We start from the raw sequence: 18645 nt of genomic DNA, 5'->3' as shown, positions 1-18645 counted from the left end.
GACAGAGGCCCGGTCCTTGACCAAGTATGAAGGATGAAGCCGCACACGGGGAAAGCCCGGTGCGGCTTTTCTATTTTTTAAAAGACTTTGCTGACGAAGGGGTCTGCCGACGGCAATCCGGCTGTGGGCGGGAAGGACCCCAGAATAAAAGAGGAGTTTTCCGATTGAACGCACCGGTTTCCCTGCAGGCTGACAAGGTCGTCACCTTCACCGACGCGGATGCCGCCTTCACCCATGTGCTGGCGCTGTACAACGACGCGGTCGGGCATTTGCGGGCCCGCTTCCAGGATTATGCCAGGGGCGAGAGTTTCACCGGCCGGGTGCGCCGCTTCTATCCATTCGTGCAGGTGACAGTGGACCATGAGCCCCGGGTGGACAGCCGCCTGGCCTATGGCTTCGTTTCCGGTCCCGGCACCTACCGCACCACGCTGACGCGGCCCGACCTCTACGCCCACTACTACCGCCACCAGTTCCAGCAGCTGCTGCGCAACCACACCACCAGCATCGAGGTGGGGGTGAGCGACATGCCCATCCCCATCCAGTTCGCCTTCCCGGAAGGCATGCATGTGGAAGGGGACTTGCCGCCGGAACATTTGCGCAAGCTGCGCGAGGTCTTCGACCTGCCCGACCTGGCGGTCATGGACGACAGCATCGTCAACGGTACTTATGAATGCCCGCCCGGTTCGCCCGAGCCGCTGGCCCTGTTCACCGGCCCGCGCGTGGACTACAGCCTGCACCGGCTGAAGCACTATTCCGCCACGGCGCCGGACCACTTCCAGAACTACGTGCTGTTCACCAACTACCAGTTCTACATCGACGAGTTCGTGCGCCGGGGGCTGGAGACCATGCAGCCGTCGGACGATCCGGAGGTGCAGGCCTACCGCTCGCAATACGTGGCCTTCGTCGAGCCCGGCGACCACGTGACTTTTAATCAGGCCGTGGAACCCGGCCGCGCCACTGAGGGGGAGCGGGTCAAGCGCCTGCCCCAGATGCCCGCCTATCACCTGAAGCGGGCGGACGGGAACGGCATCACCATCGTCAACATCGGTGTCGGCCCCAGCAACGCCAAGACGATCACCGACCATATCGCCGTGCTGCGGCCCCACGTCTGGCTGATGCTGGGCCACTGCGCCGGCCTGCGTGAGACGCAGCGCCTGGGCGACTACGTCCTCGCCCACGGCTATGTGCGCGAGGACAAGGTGCTGGACGCCGACCTGCCCACCTGGATCCCCGTGCCGCCCCTGGCCGAGGTGCAGGTGGCCCTGGAAAAGGCAGTGGGCCACGTGACCGGGCTGGAAGGCTGGGAGCTGAAGAGCCTCATGCGCACCGGCACGGTCGCCACCATCGACAACCGCAACTGGGAACTTCGTGACTACCGCGAGCCGGTGCAGCGCTTCAGCCAGAGCCGCGCCATCGCGCTGGATATGGAATCGGCCACCATCGCCGCCAACGGCTTCCGCTTCCGTGTGCCCTATGGCACCCTGCTGTGTGTGTCGGACAAGCCGCTGCATGGCGAGCTGAAGCTGCCAGGCATGGCCAACCACTTCTACCGCGCCCGGGTGGACCAGCACCTGGCCATCGGCATGCTCGCCATGGAGCTGATGCGGGAGAACGGCCTGGAACGCCTGCACAGCCGCAAGCTGCGCAGCTTCGTCGAGGCGGCGTTCCAGTAATGTCCCAGCTGATCCGTCTGCTTCTGGAATGGGGCCCGTTGGTCGTCTTCTTCGTGGCCAACGCCAAGGGTGGGATCATGGTCGCCACCGCCGCCTTCATGGTGGCGGCGGTGGTGGCCCTGCCCATTTATCGCAAGCTGGACGGCAAGTGGCCGCTGATGCCGCTGGTCACCTGCGGCTTTGTGCTGGTGTTTGGCGGCCTGACCCTGTGGCTGAACGATGAGACCTTCATCAAGGTGAAGGCCACCATCATCTACCTGCTGTTCGCCCTGGCCCTGGCCGTGGGCGTGGCCCTGCGCCGCAACCTTCTGGCCCAGGTGCTGGTGGGCGTGGAGCTGGATCCCGCCGGCTGGCGCCGCCTGACCGTGCGCTGGATGGCCTTTTTCCTGGTGCTGGCCGGCGCCAACGAGGTGGCGTGGCGTTTTCTGACCACCGACCAGTGGGTGGCCTATAAGTCCTTCGTCGTCATTCCGCTGTTCGTGCTGTTCAGCATGGCTCAGGTGCCCCTGATCCTGAAGCATCAGGTGCCGGAAGCCGGGGGCGGTGCGGACGGCCAGGGCGGCGGAGCGTAAGGATGCGCAAGCGGCGCAGCGGACTTGCGGTGGCGCTGATGCTGGGCCTGGCGGCTTGCGCCAGCAACAACGCCCAGGAACACGGCACCGCCCTGCATCATCTGGGCGGCCCCGCCGATGGGGTGGTGCTGCCGCCGGTGGAGGGCCCCCGCCAGCCCGGCGCCGACGGGGCCGATCCCCAAGTCGCGCCGGACGTGGCGCCGGTCCCTGGCGCGCCATCCGCCGCGACGACGGGCAAGCGGCCGGCCGCCGCCCTGTCACGATCCGCCCAACCTGCGCCGGCCACGGCCGCCGGGCCGTTCGCGCCGCCCCCGGACACCGGCATCCAGGAGGTGGTGGTGACGCCCTTGGACGTCAGCGGCTATTGGAAGATCACCGCCCGCTCCACCTTCGGCCTGGGCAATTCGGCTTTCTACAAGCGCTATGAGAACGACACCCACATCTGCCGGTTCGAGCAGACGCGCGGCCGCCTGCGGGCCTATTGCCCCCTGCTGGACTCGGTGGGGGAGGGGGAGCTGGAGGAGCGCCATCTCAGCCTGTCATGGAGCCTGGCGGGCGGCATCGCCTTCCATGTGGACGCGCAGGTGGAGGGCGCGGTCGGGCAGCAGCTGTCTTTCACCGGCCAGGCGGCCGGCCGGCTGGTGGGTTTCCTGCCGGTGACGGCGCAGGTGCCGGCGCGCGGCGTGCGGTTCGAACCGCCGACGGACGCGGCCCCGCCCAGCCTGGCGGCCCTGCGCCAGGCCCTGGCCGACTGGGACAGTGGCCAGCTGACGCCTGACCTCTACACTCCCAACCTGCTGCCCCGCCTGACCAAGCTGCTGGCCCGCTCCGGCCGCGCCGCCGGGCGGGGAACGCTGCAGGATCTGCGCTTCATCGGCACCATCGAGCGCGCCCTGAACAAGAAGGACGCGCCCGACGCCCGCGTCAGTCATGACGTCTATGAGGCGCGGTACGCCAGCGGTACCTGGCTGTGCGTGGTCCATCTGGATGCCGATGGCAAGATCAGCGATTTCGCCTGCTAGCTGCCAGCGCGGGACGCTTCCTCCCGCCCCCTCCATGTCCGCCATCCCAGGGCCGTCAGTAACAGGCCGGCGGCGAAGGCCGCGTATCCCAGGGGCATGAAGGGCGGGCGGAAGCGGAACTCCACCACCGATCGGCCTGCGGGCAGGGCGACCCGTTGGAGCAGTTCTCCCTCTCGCAGGACGAGGCTGTCCCGGCCATTGACGGTGGCGGTCCATCCCGGCAGGTAGAGTTCCCGCCGCGTCAGCGTTGCCGGCGCGGGACAATCCACGGTCGCCTGCGCACGCACGGTGGCGGCGACCACGCACCCGTCAGCCTGGAAATAGGGCGCCGGGGGCTGGCGCATCTCGTAAATGTCCATGACGGCATCGGAATAGACGGGTGCGTCCATGAAGGCCGGGACGGGGGAGCCCAGGCCGATGACGGCTTCCCATCCCGGCTTGGGCACGCCGTCCAGGGCCAGGGCGCGGGGCCGGCCGGCATGGCCTTGGATGGCCCAGATGACCACCGGCACCGTGCCGCCGGACTTGCGCCATTCCAGGGTGACCGGCGCGCTGCCGGGCGGCAGGGGGTGGTCCAGGGAGATGCGGGCATAGCGGCCATCACGGGCGGCGGCCAAATCGGTGCGCCCGGTGGCGCAGACATCGCCCCGGCACGCCATCACCAGCAAAGCCCCGTCGCTCTTGTCGCCGTAGGTCCCCAGCATGACGCTGACGTCATGCACTTCATTCCCCGCCGGGTAATCCGGCACCGCCAGCGTCACCCGCGTGCCGTCGTCCAGGCGCAGGGGCTGGTGGCCAGGGTCGTTCGGGTCCTGGCCGGCATCCCATCCGAAGGGTGAAATCCCGGGCGGGGCGACCACGTATTTGACGCCCACCTCGCGGAAGGCGTCCAGATTGCGCATCAGGTTTTGCGCCTGGCTGCCCCGGCTGGGGTCCAGGTGCCCATAGGGGCCGAAGGTCACGCCGGTGGTGTTGTCGTCCAGATGGTCGTGGACGTAGCGCGTCCAGTCGGCAGGCAGGGGCAGGTCATCGTGGTTCAGGCTGGCGACACCGTAAAAGGACCCGTAGTTGGGCTGTATCGGGCCCAGGGTGTAAAAGCGCTGCAATCCCAAATTCTGCCGCAGGAAGTGGATGCCCCCCAGCTGCAGCGTGCCGGCCTTGACCGTCCACACCGCCGGTACCAGGAACAGGGCGATGGCCTCCACGACGGTGAAGGCCGCCAAGCCCAGGGCCTGGCGCCGGCCATCCAGACGCGGGAATGCCAGGATGCAGACACCAAGCGCCAAGGCCGCGGTGCAGCCAATCGATAGCCGGTACCAGGACAGGACGGCGGCGTCGTTGAAGCGGCCCCATGACAGGACGGCGGCGGCCAGCACCAGCAGCGCCAGGGCGGAGGCCCCATTCCGGAAAAGCGGGCGGGTCCACAATCGCCGCATATCACCGGCCTGGGCCAGGTCGTGACAGGCCAGGCCGGCCAGGACGGCCAGGGCGAATTCGAAAGAGGGCGGCAGATAGCGCGTGAAGATGCTGTTGGTGACCATGGGCACGGCGGTGACCAGGTGGGTCAGGCCGGGCACGCCGTAGAGAGTGGCGATGGTGAAGAGCGACCATGCGCCCAAGGTCAGGCGCAGGCCGCGCCACCGCCGCGCCCATAGGCCCATCACCGCCATGGCCGGCATCATCACGCCGACATAGCCCCCGGCCCGCCCCCAGAAGACGCCGGCGTCTGGGGTGGTGGCGTCCGTCAGCCGCCCATGGAGGTAAGGCATCAGCAGGGTGATGAGGCGTTCCTGACCCAGGCGGACATAACGATAGCCTTCGCCGCCATGGGCGCCCACGAAGGCGTGCGGCAGATATCCCAGGAAGGCGATCAGGATAGGGGCGGCCAGCAGAACGCCGGCCCCGACACCCAGCGTCAGGCGCACCAGGTACGACGCGGCCTGGCGGCGCTCCAGGCCGGGCAGGCGGGCCATGGTCCAGGCGGCGGCCAGCAGCCCGTCCAGGTAGGCCATTTCCGGGAAGCCGGCGTACAGGGACAGCGCCACCCCCAGCCCGATCCAACCCCAGCCGCCCTGGCGCGTCCCCTCGCGGCCGGCGATCACAGTCAGACGGACATCCTCAACCCCCAGCAGGATCATGGGCAGGAAGCAGATGGGGTTGATGACGGCGTTGGCCAGCCAGGCGTACGTTCCGTTGAATTCGAACAGCAGGGCGGCGGTGCCGGCGGCCAGGGCGCCCGTGCCCAAGCGGCGCATCACCAGCACGGTGAAGATGCCGGCGATGATCTGCATCGCGATGTGCATGTAAAGCTGGCCGTCCGGTAGGGCCAGCAGCGGCGTCAGGGGGAACAGCGCCGCCGACTGCATCTCCCCCGCCAGCGGCATGCCCACGCCTTCATACGGGTTCCACCAGGGCAGGTGGCCGGACAGCAGGTCCAGGGCCGCGCGATGCCCCAGCGTCTGGCTGGTGAAGCCGACGTTGGGGTCCAGGGACGACACCCCGTCGGCGTTCAGCCCGGTGACCAGGTCGCTGTTCATCAGGGCCGGGTTGGCCAGGCGCAGATGCAGGATTTGGTGCAGCTTGGCCAGTACGGGCGTCAGCACCGCCAGGATGAACGCCGTGCGAAAGCCGTTGCGCCTGTTCTGGTCCGGGGGCATGCCTGCGGCTGCGGGCGTCTGGGGCATTGGCGGTCCTGCGGCTTGAGGTCTGGGGACTGGATCCCTCAATGGTCCGTGGATTTCAAGTCCCGCAAGGCCATACCGCCCTGGATTGAATCCCCTGCCTTTGAATCTCCCGCGTTACGGTGGGGCGCCGCCGCGTTACCGCCCGGTAAATTCGGGTAACCTTCTGGTTTCGCCGCCTTGTCCTTCCCCACCGTCCTTGTAGAGAGGGCGGGCGCGCCGTCGCGCGCCATCGCCATATAAGGGGAGAATAGGGCCATGCGTAACCGGGTGATCTTGGGTGCCGCCATCGGCTGCCTGTCCTTGAGCGGCTGCGTCATCAACGCCGACGACAGCGGCCATCACTACGACATGCCGCGCACGGCCACGACCGTCTGCCGGCGTGAGGTCGACCATGTGTACGACGACTATTACAAGATCGCCTTCGACCTGCCGGTCCTGGCCACTGAGGCGGATGGGCGCCAGACTGTGGTCCAGCCCTTCACCCTGATGCCCCGCCGCGACATCACCGCCGCCGCCGGCCGCCATGTCATGCGCTGCGTCGTCAAGGACACGGCCCTGATCTCGGTCAGCGAGGATCGCTGAGGTTTCGTCGCCGGCCCTGGCCCAGGCCAAGCACGGTCAAGGCCAAGCCGGTGGCGAAGGCGCCGTAGCCCCAGCCCATGTGCGGCGGGGTATAGCGAAAAACAACCTCCGACCGGCCGGCGGGCAGGTCGACCTTCTGGAATAGCGGGCCTTCCCGACCGACCGCCCGCGACATCCCGTTCACGGTCGCGGTCCAGCCGGGCATGAACAGTTCCAAACGCGTCAATGAGGTCGGGGCGCTACAATCCGCCGCCAACCGGTCCCGGCTGACCGGGATCAACTGGCAGCCGTCGGCGCTGAAGTATGGCCGGGGGCTTGTGAGGGCGTCGATCTGCATGACGTCGTCGCGAAAGACAGGGCCGCCGCCATCGGCTGGCGCGGCTGCCGCCAACGCGAGGGCGACATGGGGTTCCACCCCGGCGACGGGGGCGCCGTTCAGGGTGAGGGTTCGTCCCGTATCGGCTTCCGTCGCCCATGCGGCCAGGCCGAAACGCTTGCGTCCCCCCACACGGCGGACCTCCAGCGTCAGGGGCGTGTCGCCCGCCAGCGGAACGGTTCCGGACAATTGGATCAGGACGTAGCGGCCACCCGTGATGTCCGACAACTCGCGCTCGCCCTCCACGCAGGTCATGCCGCCGCACAGGCGCAGCGTCAGGCGGCCGTCGGCGTGGCCGTTCTTCAGGGAACGGACATTCAGCCCCACGGCGGTCACCTGGCCGCGTTCGGCATGGAACGGCGCTCGGCGGGCGTCCGCCGGCAGGGTAAGGATGACCGCATCCCCGTCAGCCAGGGCAATGGGGCGCCGCTCCTGGTCGCTCATCCCGGGGGGCAACCAATCGAAGGGGCCTTGGCCGGGTACGGAAACCACATAGCGAACGCCGACATCGCGGTAGGCGTCCATATCCCGCCGCAGATTGTCGATCGCGCTGGGCCCGGTGGCGGAGCGGCGGTCCCGGCCGTCGAAGGCGATGGGGTAAGTGTTGTCGTCCAGCCGCTGAACAACATGGTCCACCCAGGCGGCCGGCACGGGCAGGTTGTTATGGTTGATGCCGGCAATGCCGTAGTAGGCGCTGTAGTTGGGTTGGATGGGACCCACGGTGTAGAAGCGCTGCAGGCCCAGATGGCTTTGCAGGAAGCCGATGCCGTCTTCCCGCAAGACACCGGCGCGCGGGTAGAACGCTGTGGGTATCAGCAGCAATAGTATCGCCTCGGCCACCGCAAGGCCACCCAGCCAGCGGGCGCGGCGGTGGCTTTCCAGAGTGGGCCGGCGCAGGATGGCGGCCATACCCGCCAGGACTAGGGCGCCCACCGCCAGCGACCCCCACAGCCAGGGCGTACGGTAAGGCTTCAGCGCCAACAGGGGAACGGCCAAGCCCAGGGCAAGCGCCGTGAAGGCCGTCACCGCCGCGAAACCAAGCCATTGCCGGCGTGTCGGCTTCGACGCCTCCGCCAGATCCTGGCAGGCCAGTCCCGCGAGGATGGCCAGCGCGAAGGCCACCGAGGGGGCGAAGTAGCGGAAGAACACGGCCCAGCCGACGCCTGGGATGGCGGTCACGACGGCGTTGACCACGGGCAGGCCATAAATGGCGCCCGTGACGATGGCTACCCAGCCGGCCAGGGCCAGACGCAGGGGACGCAGGTGGCTGCCAACCGCGCCGATCATGCCCAAGCCAAGCAGGCCAATACCGGTATAACCCCCCACCGCCCCCCAGAAGCCGAAGCTTTCCGCCGTACCGGGGTCGCTTAGCCGGCCCAGGCCATAGGGCAGGACCAGCGTGATCAGGCGGGCGGCGGACAAATGCACATGCCGGAAGCCGCCGTCGCTGTGAGCGCCCAGGTCGGCGTCCGGTAAATAGCCCAGGAAAGCGACCAGGATGGGGCCCGCGACCAGCAGGCCGCCGACGGCGCCCAGCGCCACCCGGGCGAGGTAAACCACACGCTGCCGCCCGGCAAGGCCCGCCAGTCGCGCCAGCGTCCAGACGGTGATCAGCAGGCCGTTGAAATAGGCGACCTCGGGAAAACCGGCATAGAGGGACAAGGCCAGCCCCAGGATGATCCAAGGCCAGCCGCCCCGCGCGCCCGCCTGGACGCGGCTCCGCACGGTTTCCACGCCCAGAAGGGTCATGGGCAGAAAGCAGATCGGGTTGATGACGGCGTTGGCCAGCCAGGCGTAGGTCCCGTTGAACTCGAACAGCAGGGCCGCCACGGCGCATGCCATCGGCGCCAGGCCCAGCCGCCGCAGCAGCGACCAGGTGAACAGGCCGGCCAGGATTTGCAGGCTTATATGCATATATAGCTGGCCGTTGGGCAAGGCCAGCAGCAACGTTGGCGGAAACAGGGCGGCGGACTGCATGTCGCCAGCCAACGGCATGCCGATGCCGGAATAGGGATTCCACCAGGGAATGTGGCCGGACAGCCAGTCCAGCGCCGCGCGGTGGCCCAGGGCTTGGCTGGTATAGGCGATGTTGGGGTCAAGCGTGGACAAGCTGCGCCGCAGCACCCGGGCGGCGATGCCGCTTTCCAGGAAGCGGGCATCGGCCAGGCGCCAGCCCAGGATCAGGTGCAGCTTGGCCAGGATGGGGGCGATGAGGACAAGGAACAGCGGCCTGCGGCTGTTGGCGGTATCTGATGTCATCGTTGTCGTCAGGGTATCGCGACGGAACGTCGGTTACGGGCGAAGGGCAGGGCGCTGGCTGCCGCCAAACCAAGCCCGACAAGGAAGGCGGCATAGCCCCAGGCCATATGGGGCGGCTGATAGTGGAAGCGCACGTCCGACCGGCCGGCGGGCAGGTCGACCTTCTGGAACAGCGGGCCGTCCTGGCCGACTGTCCGCTGCGCCCCGTTCACGGTTGCCGTCCAGCCTGGCATGAACAGTTCCAGGCGCGTCAGTGTGGCCGGGGCGGGGCAGTCGGCGGTCACCATCTCACGGCTGACTGGCGTCAGCCGGCATCCCTCGGCTGTGAAATAGGGGCGGGCGCCGGGCAGCTCGACGATGTCCATGACCTCATCGCCGGCCACGGGGGAGGCGAATTGCAAGGTCACCTGCGGATCCCGTGCCGGTGCCGGCGTGGTCCACAGCCCAACGGGGAAGTCGCCCCCGACCTTGCGGAAGGTGATGGTCATGGGGCCCGCCCAAGGCACCGGCGTGTCCAAGGGGATGGACAGGTACTGGTTGTCGGCCGCCGTGGCCAGGTCCCGGCGTCCTTCCGCGCAGCGGTCGGCGGCGCAGAAGCGCACGACCAGCGTGCCCTTGCTCTGCCCCACATACGTGGCCACCAGGACGCCGACCGACCGCACCTCGCGGTCGGCGGCCATGGACGGATCAGGCGGCAGGACCAGGCTGGCGCTGCCGCCGTCGTCCAGGCGCAAGACCTCGGTCATGCTGACGGCCACGCCCGGCGGTTTCCAGTCGAAGGGGCTTTGGCCGGTGGGCGCCACCAGGTATTTCACGCCCATGGCCCGGTAGGCGTCCAGATTGGCGCGCAGATTCTCCAGGGCGGTGGCCCCCCCCGCCACCTTGCGGTCATGGCCGTCGAAGGCCGATTCGATGGTGTTGTTGTCCAGATGGTTGAAAACGTGGTCCACCCAGGCCGCGGGCAGCGGCAGGTCGTTGTGATTGATGCCCGCGATACCGTAATAGGCGCTGTAGTTGGGCTGGATGGGCCCCAGGGTGTAGAAGCGCTGCAGGCCCAGGTTGTTCTGCAGGAATTCCACGCCGGCCGTCTGTAGCCGGCCGCTTTTGGGATAATTGCGCAGGGGCAGCACGAACAGGACCACCGCTTCGGCGACGGCTGCGGTGCCCAGTACCCAAGCCCGCGTGCGGTTGCTGAAGGTGCCACCCCCCAGTTCGCGGACGGCCAGCAGCGCCACTACGGCGTAAATCAGCGACCGGGCCAGGATGGGCACGAAGGGGGCGTTCATGTACAGCCGATGGGACAGCCAGAGCGGCGCCACCATGCACGCCACGCCCGCGGCCAAGCCGCCCCAGTAGGCAAGTCCGGGCCGTCGTTCTGCCGCCCGTTCCGCCAGGTCATGGCAGGCCAGGCCGGCCAGCACGGCCAGCGCGAACGAGATCGACGGGTTGAAGTACCGGAAGAACATCGCGTCGCCGACCGCCGGGATGGCGGTGAGCAAGGCCACCATCGCATGCTGGCCATAGACCGCGCCGGTCACCACCACGCACCAACCGGCCAGCGTCAGCCGCAACCCGCGCAGCCAGGGATGCCAGACCGCCATCGCGGCCACCACCACCAGGACCAGGCCGGTATAACCGCCGACGGCGCCCCAGAATATGAAGGCTTGCGCGTCCGGCGTATGACCCAGCTCGCCCAGGGCATAGGGCAGGAACAGGGTCAGCAGGCGCTGGATGTCGAGATGCGAGTGGCGGAAGCCGCCGGCGGCATGGTTGCCCAGATAGCCGTGGCCCAGATACTCCCCGAAGGCGATGAGGATGGGGGCGGCCAGCAGCAGGCCGGCCACCGTCCCGGTGGCGATACGCGCCATGTACGCCATGGAGCGGCCCCCCAGCCCAGCCAGCCGTGCCAGGGTCCAGAGGGCGATCAGCAGACCGTTGAAATAGGCGACTTCGGGAAAGCCGGCGTAAAGCGACAGCGCCAGACCGCCGGCGATCCATCCCCAGCCGCCCGGCTGGCCGGCCAGCGCGCGGGCCCGCGCCTCTTCCACCCCCAGCAACACCATGGGAAGGAAGGGGATGGGGTTGACGACGGCATTGGCCAGCCAGGCGAAGGTGCCGTTGAACTCGAACAGCAGGCTGGCCACGAAGGCGCCCAGCGCCGCGACCCCCAGGCGCCGCATGAGCAGCCAAGTGAAGACGCCCGATGCGATCTGCAGGCTGATGTGCAGGTACAACTGGCCGTTCGGCAGGGCCAGCAACAGGGTGGGTGGAAACAGGGCGGCGGATTGCATGTCGCCGGCCAGCGGCATGCCGATGCCGGAATAAGGGTTCCACCAGGGAATGTGGCCGGACAGCCAGTCCAGCGCCGCGCGATGCCCCAAGGCATGGCTGGTGTAGGCGATGTTGGGGTCCAGCGTGGACAGCCCGTCGCGCGTGACGCCGCTGGCCAGCCAGCCTTCGACGAAACGCGGGTCCGCCAGGCGCCAGCCCAGGATCAGGCCGAGCTTGGCCAAAATGGGGGCGAGGATGAGCAGGGTAATGGCTCGGAAGCCGCTGGAGCGCCACAGAGGCGCCTGGATTTCCGCGCCGGTGGGCTGTGGCGGCAGGCGTTGCATCAAGCTGCTGGGCAAGGCGTCCATCTCGGTGGTGGAGAGGCGGATTGATCCTTCCTCATCGGCCATGGCGGACACTTTTGCAACCGGCCTGTTCCGATGACGCCCGCCATCCTCGCCCTCCAAAACGGCGCCCCAGGAAAACACCGCGACCGTCAGCGAGGACCGCTGTCGCCGGTCTCCAGCGGGAAGGAGGGGCGTCCAGCGGGATGCAGCGACCACAGCAATACCCCTATCCCCAGCAGGAACAAGGCGTATCCCGCCGGCATATAGGGCGGGCTGTAATTGAAGCGGACTTCCGAGCGCCCAGCCGGCAGGGAGATCCGCTGAAAGAGGGGTCCATCCGGCTGAACCTCCTGCTGCGGCATGCCGACTACGTCGGCGGTCCAACCGGGCAGGAACAATTCCTGGCGTTTCAGGATACTGGCCGCCGCGCAGTCGGCGACCAGTCTGTCCCGCGCTTCCGCCTGCAATTGGCAGCCCTCGGCGGAGAAATAGGGTGCCGGATCGGGCAATTCGAAAATGGTCATGGCCCGGTCGTCATAGACCCGCGACGGGCCGCGACCGTCGGCCGCCAAATCGATGTTGATTTTCACCTCGTGGGGCGGACCGGTGTAGCCATCCACCGCCAAGGTCATGCGGCTGTCGGATGAGGACGGGAACGACCAGAGCGCCACGGGGTAGGCGCCCGTCTTGCGCAGGGTGACCGTCAGGCGGTCCTTGGGCGGGGGGAGCGGATGGTCCAGCTTGATCGGCAGGAACTGGTTGTCGGTCGCCTGGGCCAGATCAAGGACTTGGTCGGCGCACATGTCGTCGGCGCAGATGGATGCCCGCAGCACACCGTCGGATTTGCCGCCATAGGTGCCGATCAGGACACCAACGCCGTCGATGGGCTGTGGTAGGTCCGGTCGGTTCCAGCCGATGACCGCCGTTCCGCCATCGGAGAGCGGGATGGGCAGGCCGCCCGGGCGGTCCACCCGGAACTCCCGAGGGGTCCATCTGAAGGGGTTGCCGGCGGCCGCGGTCACCACATAGCGCACGCCGACCTTCTCATACTCCGCGAGATTGGCGCGCAGGTTCTCCTCGACGGATGGCCCGTCAGCCGAGTTCCGTTGCTTGCCGTCGAACGCGACGTGGTGGACGTTGGCGTCCAGGTGTGCCGCCACGTAATCGACCCAGGACCGGGGCAACGGCAGGTCGTCATGGTTGATGCCGGCGATACCGTAATAGGCGCCGTAATTGGGGGCGACGGGGCCCATGGAGAAGAAGCGCTGCAGACCCAGGTGCGCTTGCAGGAAGCGCACGCCGTCCTCGATCAGGATGCCCTTCGGCGGATTGGACGTCGTGGGGACCACGAACATCAGGACGGCTTCGACCGCGACGACGGCACCGGCCGCCAGGGCACGCCGCCGGCCGGGTAGGCGCGCGACGCTGAGCAGGAGAAGGAGAAGGACGGTCAAGGCCGCCACACACAGCGCGTTCCGGAACCAGTGCGAGGGGTGGGGCATCTCGGTATAGTAGCGGGCGGCGATGAGGAGACCGGCCGCCGCCGTCGCGCTTGCCAGCAGGACGCCGGCCAGCAGGGTCCGGGCCGGGCGGCGCCCGATCGCTTGCGCGCCGGACTGGATCATGTCCTGGCACGCCAGCCCCGCCAGGATCGCGGCGGAGAATTCCGCCGATGGCGGCAGATAGCGGAAAAAGGCGGCGTTGCCGACGGCCGGGATGCTGGTGATGAGCCGGCCGATGACGGGAAGGCCATAAATCGCGGCCAAGGCCGCCACGGTCCAGGCAGCCAAGGTCCAGCGCAAGCCGCGCAACGGGCGTCCGAAGCAGCCGGCGATGGCCAAGGCCATGAGACCGATGGGCATGTAGCCGCCGACGCTGCCCCAGAACCAGCCACCTTCCCCCCGGGCAGATCAGCCAGCCGGCCGAACAGATAGGGAATGGTCAGGTTGACGAAATGCTGCGCATCGACATGGGCGTCGCGAAAGCCGTTGCCCTCATGCCCGCCGACGAACGCGTACGGCAAGTAACCCAGGAAGGCGATGAGGATGGGGGCGGCCAGCGCCAGGCCACCGACGACACCCAATCCGACCCTGGCCGCGTAGGCGGTCAGGTCGGCCTTGGTGTGAAGCGGCAGCCTCGCCAGGGTCCAAGCCCCGACCAGCAGGCCGTCAAGATAGGCGACCTCGGGGAAGCCGGCGTAGAGCGACAGCGCAAGCCCGGCCACGATCCAGGCCCATCCTCCGCGCAGGCCGGCCACCACCCGGTGCCGGACCTCCTCCACGCCCAATACCACCGTGGGCAGGAAGGGGATGGGGTTGACGACGGCGTTCGCCAGCCATGCGAACGTGCCGTTGAATTCGAACAGCAGCCCAGCCACGCCCGCGGCCAGGGCCGAGGTGCCCAGGCGCCGCATCAGCAACACCGTGAACAGGCCCGCCACCAGCTGCAGTGACAGGTGCATGTAGAGCTGCCCGTCGGGCAGGGCCAGCAGCAGGTTCAGCGGGAACAGGGCCGCGGACTGCATCTCCCCGGCCATGGGGCCGCCCACGCCCTCATAAGGGTTCCACCAGGGAATATGACCGGCCAGCAGATCCAGGGCGGCCCGGTGTCCCAGCGCCTGGCTGGTGATGGCGACATTAGGGTCCAGCGTGGCCAACCCTCTGGGCATCACGACATCGACGCCCAGGCCCGAATGCAGCAGGCGCGGGTCCGCGAGGCGGAACCCCAGGATGAGATGCAGCTTCGCCAACAGGGGCGCCACCAGCACCGCGATCATCGCCCATACGTAGCGCCCGCGCGCCGGGGCGGTGCGCGGGCTGGGCGAGGGCGATGGCGACGTGGAGTCCTTCGCCATGGTCGAGGGGGCGGCGGTGTTCAGGGCCATCAACTGTTCCGGGAATGATGCTGTCCGCCACCCCCGTGGGGTATTGGCCCCAGGGGATGGTGTCTTTGCAAGACTGTGCTTGCTATCGCATAACCCTTTGCAAATTTACACGCCTATCGTGCGTCCCGGCCCGCCGCCGACCTATGGTCACCCGGTGACGGCGCATATGAGAAAAGCCGCGACGGCGAACCGGCGCGGCTTTTCTTTTTTCGGCGCGGGGGCGACGAAGGGCGCCCCATGGACCGTCTTCAAGGGGACGTCAGGCGGCGCGGGCCACCATCAGCTTCTTGATCTCGGCGATGGCCTTCGCCGGGTTCAGGCCCTTGGGGCAGGTCTGGGTGCAGTTCATGATGGTGTGGCAGCGGTACAGCCGGAAGGGGTCTTCCAGGTTGTCCAGACGCTCACCCGTCATTTCGTCGCGGCTGTCGGCGATCCAGCGGTAGGCCTGCAGCAGGATGGCGGGGCCCAGGTACTTGTCGCCGTTCCACCAATAGCTGGGGCAGCTGGTGGAGCAGCAGAAGCACAGGATGCACTCATAAAGGCCGTCCAGCTTCTCACGCTCCTCCGGGCTCTGCAGCCGCTCGCGCGACGGCGCCGGGCTCTGGCTCTGCAGCCAGGGTTTGATGGAGGTGTACTGGGCGTAGATGGTGTTCAGGTCCGGCACCAGATCCTTCACCACCGGCATGTGCGGCAGCGGGTAGATCTTGACGTCGCCCTTCACGTCATCGATGGCCTTCAGGCAGGCCAGGGTGTTGCGCCCGTCGATGTTCATGGCGCAAGAGCCGCAGATGCCCTCACGGCACGACCGGCGGAAGGTCAGCGTGCTGTCGATGTCGTTCTTAATGTGGATCAGGGCGTCCAGCACCATGGGGCCGCACTTGTCGAGATCGATCTCGTAGCGGTCCTCGGTGGGGTTGCTGCCCTTGTCCGGGTCATAGCGATAGATGCGGAAGGTCTTGGCCCGCTTGGTGGCGGACGTCTTCACCGACGTGGTCTTGCCGGTGTGAACCTTGGAATTGGCGGGAAGGGAGAACTCGGCCATGGCATCGGGTCCGTTCGGCTAAGGCGTCAGTAGACGCGCTTCTTGGGCGGGATGACGTCAATGTCACCGGTCAGGGTGTACATATGGACGGGACGGTCACCGAGGGTGACGGCGCCCTTCTCATCCACCCAGGACGTGGTGTGCTTCATCCATTCGTGGTCGTCGCGCTCGGGGAAGTCCTCGCGGGCGTGGGCGCCGCGGCTTTCCTTGCGGTTGGCCGCCGAATTGATGGTGACCACGGCCTGGCGCATCAGGTTGTCCAGCTCCAGCGCTTCCACCAAGTCGGAGTTCCAGATCAGCGAGCGGTCGCTGACGGCGATGTCGTCACGCTTGGACCACACGCCCTTCATCAGCTCCACGCCTTCCTCCAGCACCTCGCCGGTGCGGAAGACGGCGCAGTTGTTCTGCATGATCTTCTGCATTTCCAGGCGCAGGTGGGCGACGCGGGTGCCGCCCTTGGCGTTGCGCACCTTGTCCAGGTGGGCCAGCGCCTTGTCCGTCACGTCCTGCGACAGGGTCTTGTGCGCCGCACCCTTCTTCACCGTCTCGGCGGCGCGGTTGGCGGCGGCGCGGCCGAAGACCACCAGGTCCAGCAGCGAGTTGGAGCCCAGGCGGTTGGCGCCGTGCACCGACACGCAGGCGGCCTCGCCGATGGCCATCAGGCCCGGGACCACCTGGTCCGGGTTCTCGGCCGTCGGGTTGATGACCTCGCCGTGGTAGTTGGTGGGGATGCCGCCCATGTTGTAGTGCACGGTCGGCAGCACGGGGATGGGCTCGCGCGTCACGTCCACGTTGGCGAAGACCTTGGCGGTCTCGGCGATGCCGGGCAGGCGCTCGTGGATGATGGCCGGGTCCAGGTGTTCCAGGTGCAGGTGGATGTGGTCCTTGTGCTCACCCACGCCGCGGCCTTCGCGGATTTCCACGGTCATGGAGCGGCTGACCACGTCGCGGCTGGCCAGGTCCTTGGCCGACGGGGCGTAGCGCTCCATGAAGCGCTCGCCCGTGCTGTTGGTCAGGTAGCCGCCTTCACCGCGCACGCCCTCGGTGATCAGGCAGCCGGAGCCGTAGATGCCCGTGGGGTGGAACTGCACGAACTCCATGTCCTGCAGGGGCAGGCCCGCCCGCAGCACCATGCCGCCGCCGTCGCCGGTGGAGGTGTGGGCCGAGGTGCAGCTGAAATAGGCGCGGCCGTAGCCGCCGGTGGCCAGCACCGTCTGGTGGCCGCGGAAGCGGTGGATGGTGCCGTCGTCCAGGTTCCAGGCCAGGACGCCCTTGCACTCGCCGTCTTCCATCAGCAGGTCCAGCGCGAAGTATTCCACGAAGAACTCCGCCTCGTGCTTCAGGCTCTGCTGGTACAGGGTGTGCAGGATGGCGTGGCCGGTGCGGTCGGCGGCGGCGCAGGTGCGCCGGGCTTGGCCCTCGCCGTAGCGGGTGGTCATGCCGCCGAAGGCGCGCTGGTAGATCTTGCCTTCCGGGGTGCGCGAGAAAGGCACGCCGTAGTGTTCCAGCTCGATGATGGCCGGGACGGCCTCACGCACCATGTACTCGATGGCGTCCTGGTCGCCCAGCCAGTCCGACCCCTTCACGGTGTCGTACATGTGGTAGCGCCAGTCGTCCTCGCCCATGTTGCCGAGCGCGGCGGAAATGCCGCCCTGGGCCGCCACGGTGTGGCTGCGGGTGGGGAACACCTTGGTGATGCAGGCCGTCTTCAGGCCCTTTTCGGCCATGCCGAAGGTCGCGCGCAGCCCGGCGCCGCCGGCGCCCACGACGACGACGTCGTACTGATGGTCGATGATGGGATAGGCGTTAGCCATGACAGTCCTTCCTCACGCCCCGAAGGCGATCTTGAGCACGGCGAAGACGCTCGCGGCGGCCAGCAGGATGGCGGCGCCGTTGGTCAGCCCGATGGCGACCAGGCGCGCCAGCTTGCCGTGGATGTAGTCTTCGTACACTTCACGCATGCCGGCGGCGGCATGGTGGAAGGTGGCGATCAGGGTGATCAGCAACAGGACCGCGTTCACCGGCTGGTGCAGCCAGGCGATGGCGTCGGCATGCTCCGCCTTGGCCAGGCGGACGATGGAGATCAGGAACCAGACGGTCAGCGGGACCAGCAGGACCGCGACCATGCGGTAGGCGAGCCAATGGGCGCCGCCGCTCTTGGCGGAGCCGAGGCCGCGCACGCGGCCGAGGCGCGTGCGGAAGCCGTTGTCGGACGTAGAAGCCATGGAATGCGCGCTCCCGTCAGAGGGCGAAAGCGGCGATCCAGACGATCGCCGTCAGAACGAAGGAACCGCCGAACACCAGGGCGGAGCTGCGCTGCGCGCTGGCATTGGTGATGCCGGTGCCGGTATCCCAGATCAGATGCTGGATGCCCTTCAGCAGGTGGTAGCCGAAGGCCCAGGTCCAGCCCAGCAGGCAGAGCAGGCCGATGGGGCTGCCCAGCACATGCTGCGCCGTGTCGAAGTCGTCGGGGCCGCTGGCGGCCGCCACCAGCCACCAGGTCAGCACCAGGGTGCCAACGGTCAGGGCGATGCCGGTGAAGCGGTGCGTGATCGACGACACGGCGGGCAGGGGTAGGCGATAGACCTGGAGGTGGGGCGACAGCGGCCGTGCCTTTTTGGCCACGCTGGTCTCGCTCATGATTCGCGCGTCCTCGTCCTTTTGGATTATCAGGTGCCGGTGCCGCACCGGCCATATGGCGCCCGCGACATGCGGGTCGCGACGCCGGCCGAATTGTTGCACCGCCGGGGGCGGATAGGATGTGAAGTCAATTACGCCCCCGCCCCTTGTCCGTCAACGCCCTGTCTGGGACGGACTTTTGCGAATGCAAGGGGGGCGGCGCATGGGTGCCGTGATTTTTTCGGCATGGCCAGGGGAATGTCCTCGCCATGGGAATTCCAGGGACCAGCCGTCGGCCCGTCGCGTTGCCGCCC

The 18645-nt window shown here is 67.9% G+C and carries 12 protein-coding genes; 4 read left to right on the top strand and 8 right to left on the bottom strand.

Going from position 1 to position 18645, the window contains the following annotated elements; all coding sequences use genetic code 11:
• The first annotated feature begins 164 nt into the window (after positions 1-164).
• Genes UAA55_RS27240 through UAA55_RS27230 form a run of 3 tightly spaced genes read left to right on the top strand, consistent with a single transcriptional unit; the run spans position 165 to position 3267 of the window.
• Positions 165-1673, top strand: coding sequence for an AMP nucleosidase (locus UAA55_RS27240; protein ID WP_145611285.1), 1509 nt, complete (start codon positions 165-167; stop codon positions 1671-1673).
• Complete coding sequence (locus UAA55_RS27235) at positions 1673-2245, top strand: septation protein A (RefSeq protein WP_145611286.1); 573 nt, start codon at positions 1673-1675, stop codon at positions 2243-2245. Before UAA55_RS27240 ends, UAA55_RS27235 begins: the two co-directional genes overlap by 1 nt.
• A gap of 2 nt (positions 2246-2247) precedes the next feature.
• On the top strand, positions 2248-3267 hold the full coding sequence (locus UAA55_RS27230) for a hypothetical protein (protein WP_322956759.1): 1020 nt from the start codon (positions 2248-2250) through the stop codon (positions 3265-3267).
• On the opposite strand, the gene UAA55_RS27225 is transcribed toward UAA55_RS27230, so the two are convergent.
• A complete protein-coding gene (locus UAA55_RS27225; protein ID WP_322956758.1) occupies positions 3264-5951 on the bottom strand; it encodes a hypothetical protein in 2688 nt (895 codons plus the stop codon). The two genes, UAA55_RS27230 and UAA55_RS27225, sit on opposite strands and share 4 nt — an antisense overlap.
• Positions 5952-6206: 255 nt before the next feature.
• Between UAA55_RS27225 and UAA55_RS27220 the strand changes: the two genes are divergently transcribed.
• Positions 6207-6533 carry a hypothetical protein gene (locus UAA55_RS27220; protein WP_145620540.1) on the top strand — a complete coding sequence of 109 codons (327 nt, stop codon included), beginning with the start codon at positions 6207-6209 and terminating at the stop codon, positions 6531-6533.
• On the opposite strand, the gene UAA55_RS27215 is transcribed toward UAA55_RS27220, so the two are convergent.
• The 7 genes from UAA55_RS27215 to sdhC form a co-directional block, all read right to left on the bottom strand.
• Positions 6517-9168 carry a hypothetical protein gene (locus tag UAA55_RS27215; RefSeq protein WP_322956756.1) on the bottom strand — a complete coding sequence of 884 codons (2652 nt, stop codon included), beginning with the start codon at positions 9166-9168 and terminating at the stop codon, positions 6517-6519. The two genes, UAA55_RS27220 and UAA55_RS27215, sit on opposite strands and share 17 nt — an antisense overlap.
• A gap of 8 nt (positions 9169-9176) precedes the next feature.
• On the bottom strand, positions 9177-11849 hold the full coding sequence (locus UAA55_RS27210; protein WP_322956755.1) for a hypothetical protein: 2673 nt from the start codon (positions 11847-11849) through the stop codon (positions 9177-9179).
• Between the two features lie 86 nt (positions 11850-11935).
• A complete protein-coding gene (locus UAA55_RS27205; RefSeq protein ID WP_322956754.1) occupies positions 11936-13552 on the bottom strand; it encodes a hypothetical protein in 1617 nt (538 codons plus the stop codon).
• 1377 nt (positions 13553-14929) lie between these two features.
• Complete coding sequence (locus UAA55_RS27200) at positions 14930-15712, bottom strand: succinate dehydrogenase iron-sulfur subunit (RefSeq protein WP_040844278.1); 783 nt, start codon at positions 15710-15712, stop codon at positions 14930-14932.
• 26 nt (positions 15713-15738) lie between these two features.
• Entirely contained in the window at positions 15739-17526 is a 1788-nt protein-coding gene (sdhA, locus tag UAA55_RS27195) for a succinate dehydrogenase flavoprotein subunit (RefSeq protein ID WP_322956753.1), read from the bottom strand.
• Positions 17527-17538: 12 nt separating this feature from the next.
• Positions 17539-17937, bottom strand: a complete 399-nt coding sequence (sdhD, locus tag UAA55_RS27190) for a succinate dehydrogenase, hydrophobic membrane anchor protein (protein ID WP_322956752.1) — start codon at positions 17935-17937, stop codon at positions 17539-17541.
• Positions 17938-17953: 16 nt separating this feature from the next.
• Positions 17954-18352, bottom strand: a complete 399-nt coding sequence (sdhC, locus tag UAA55_RS27185; RefSeq protein ID WP_198924759.1) for a succinate dehydrogenase, cytochrome b556 subunit — start codon at positions 18350-18352, stop codon at positions 17954-17956.
• Between the last annotated feature and the right edge of the window lie 293 nt (positions 18353-18645).

This window comes from Nitrospirillum guanabarense (assembly GCF_034653355.1).
In the GTDB taxonomy this organism is placed as follows: Bacteria; Pseudomonadota; Alphaproteobacteria; order Azospirillales; family Azospirillaceae; genus Nitrospirillum.
Note: the sequence above shows the minus strand (reverse complement) of the source record. Positions and strands in the feature narration are given on the sequence as shown.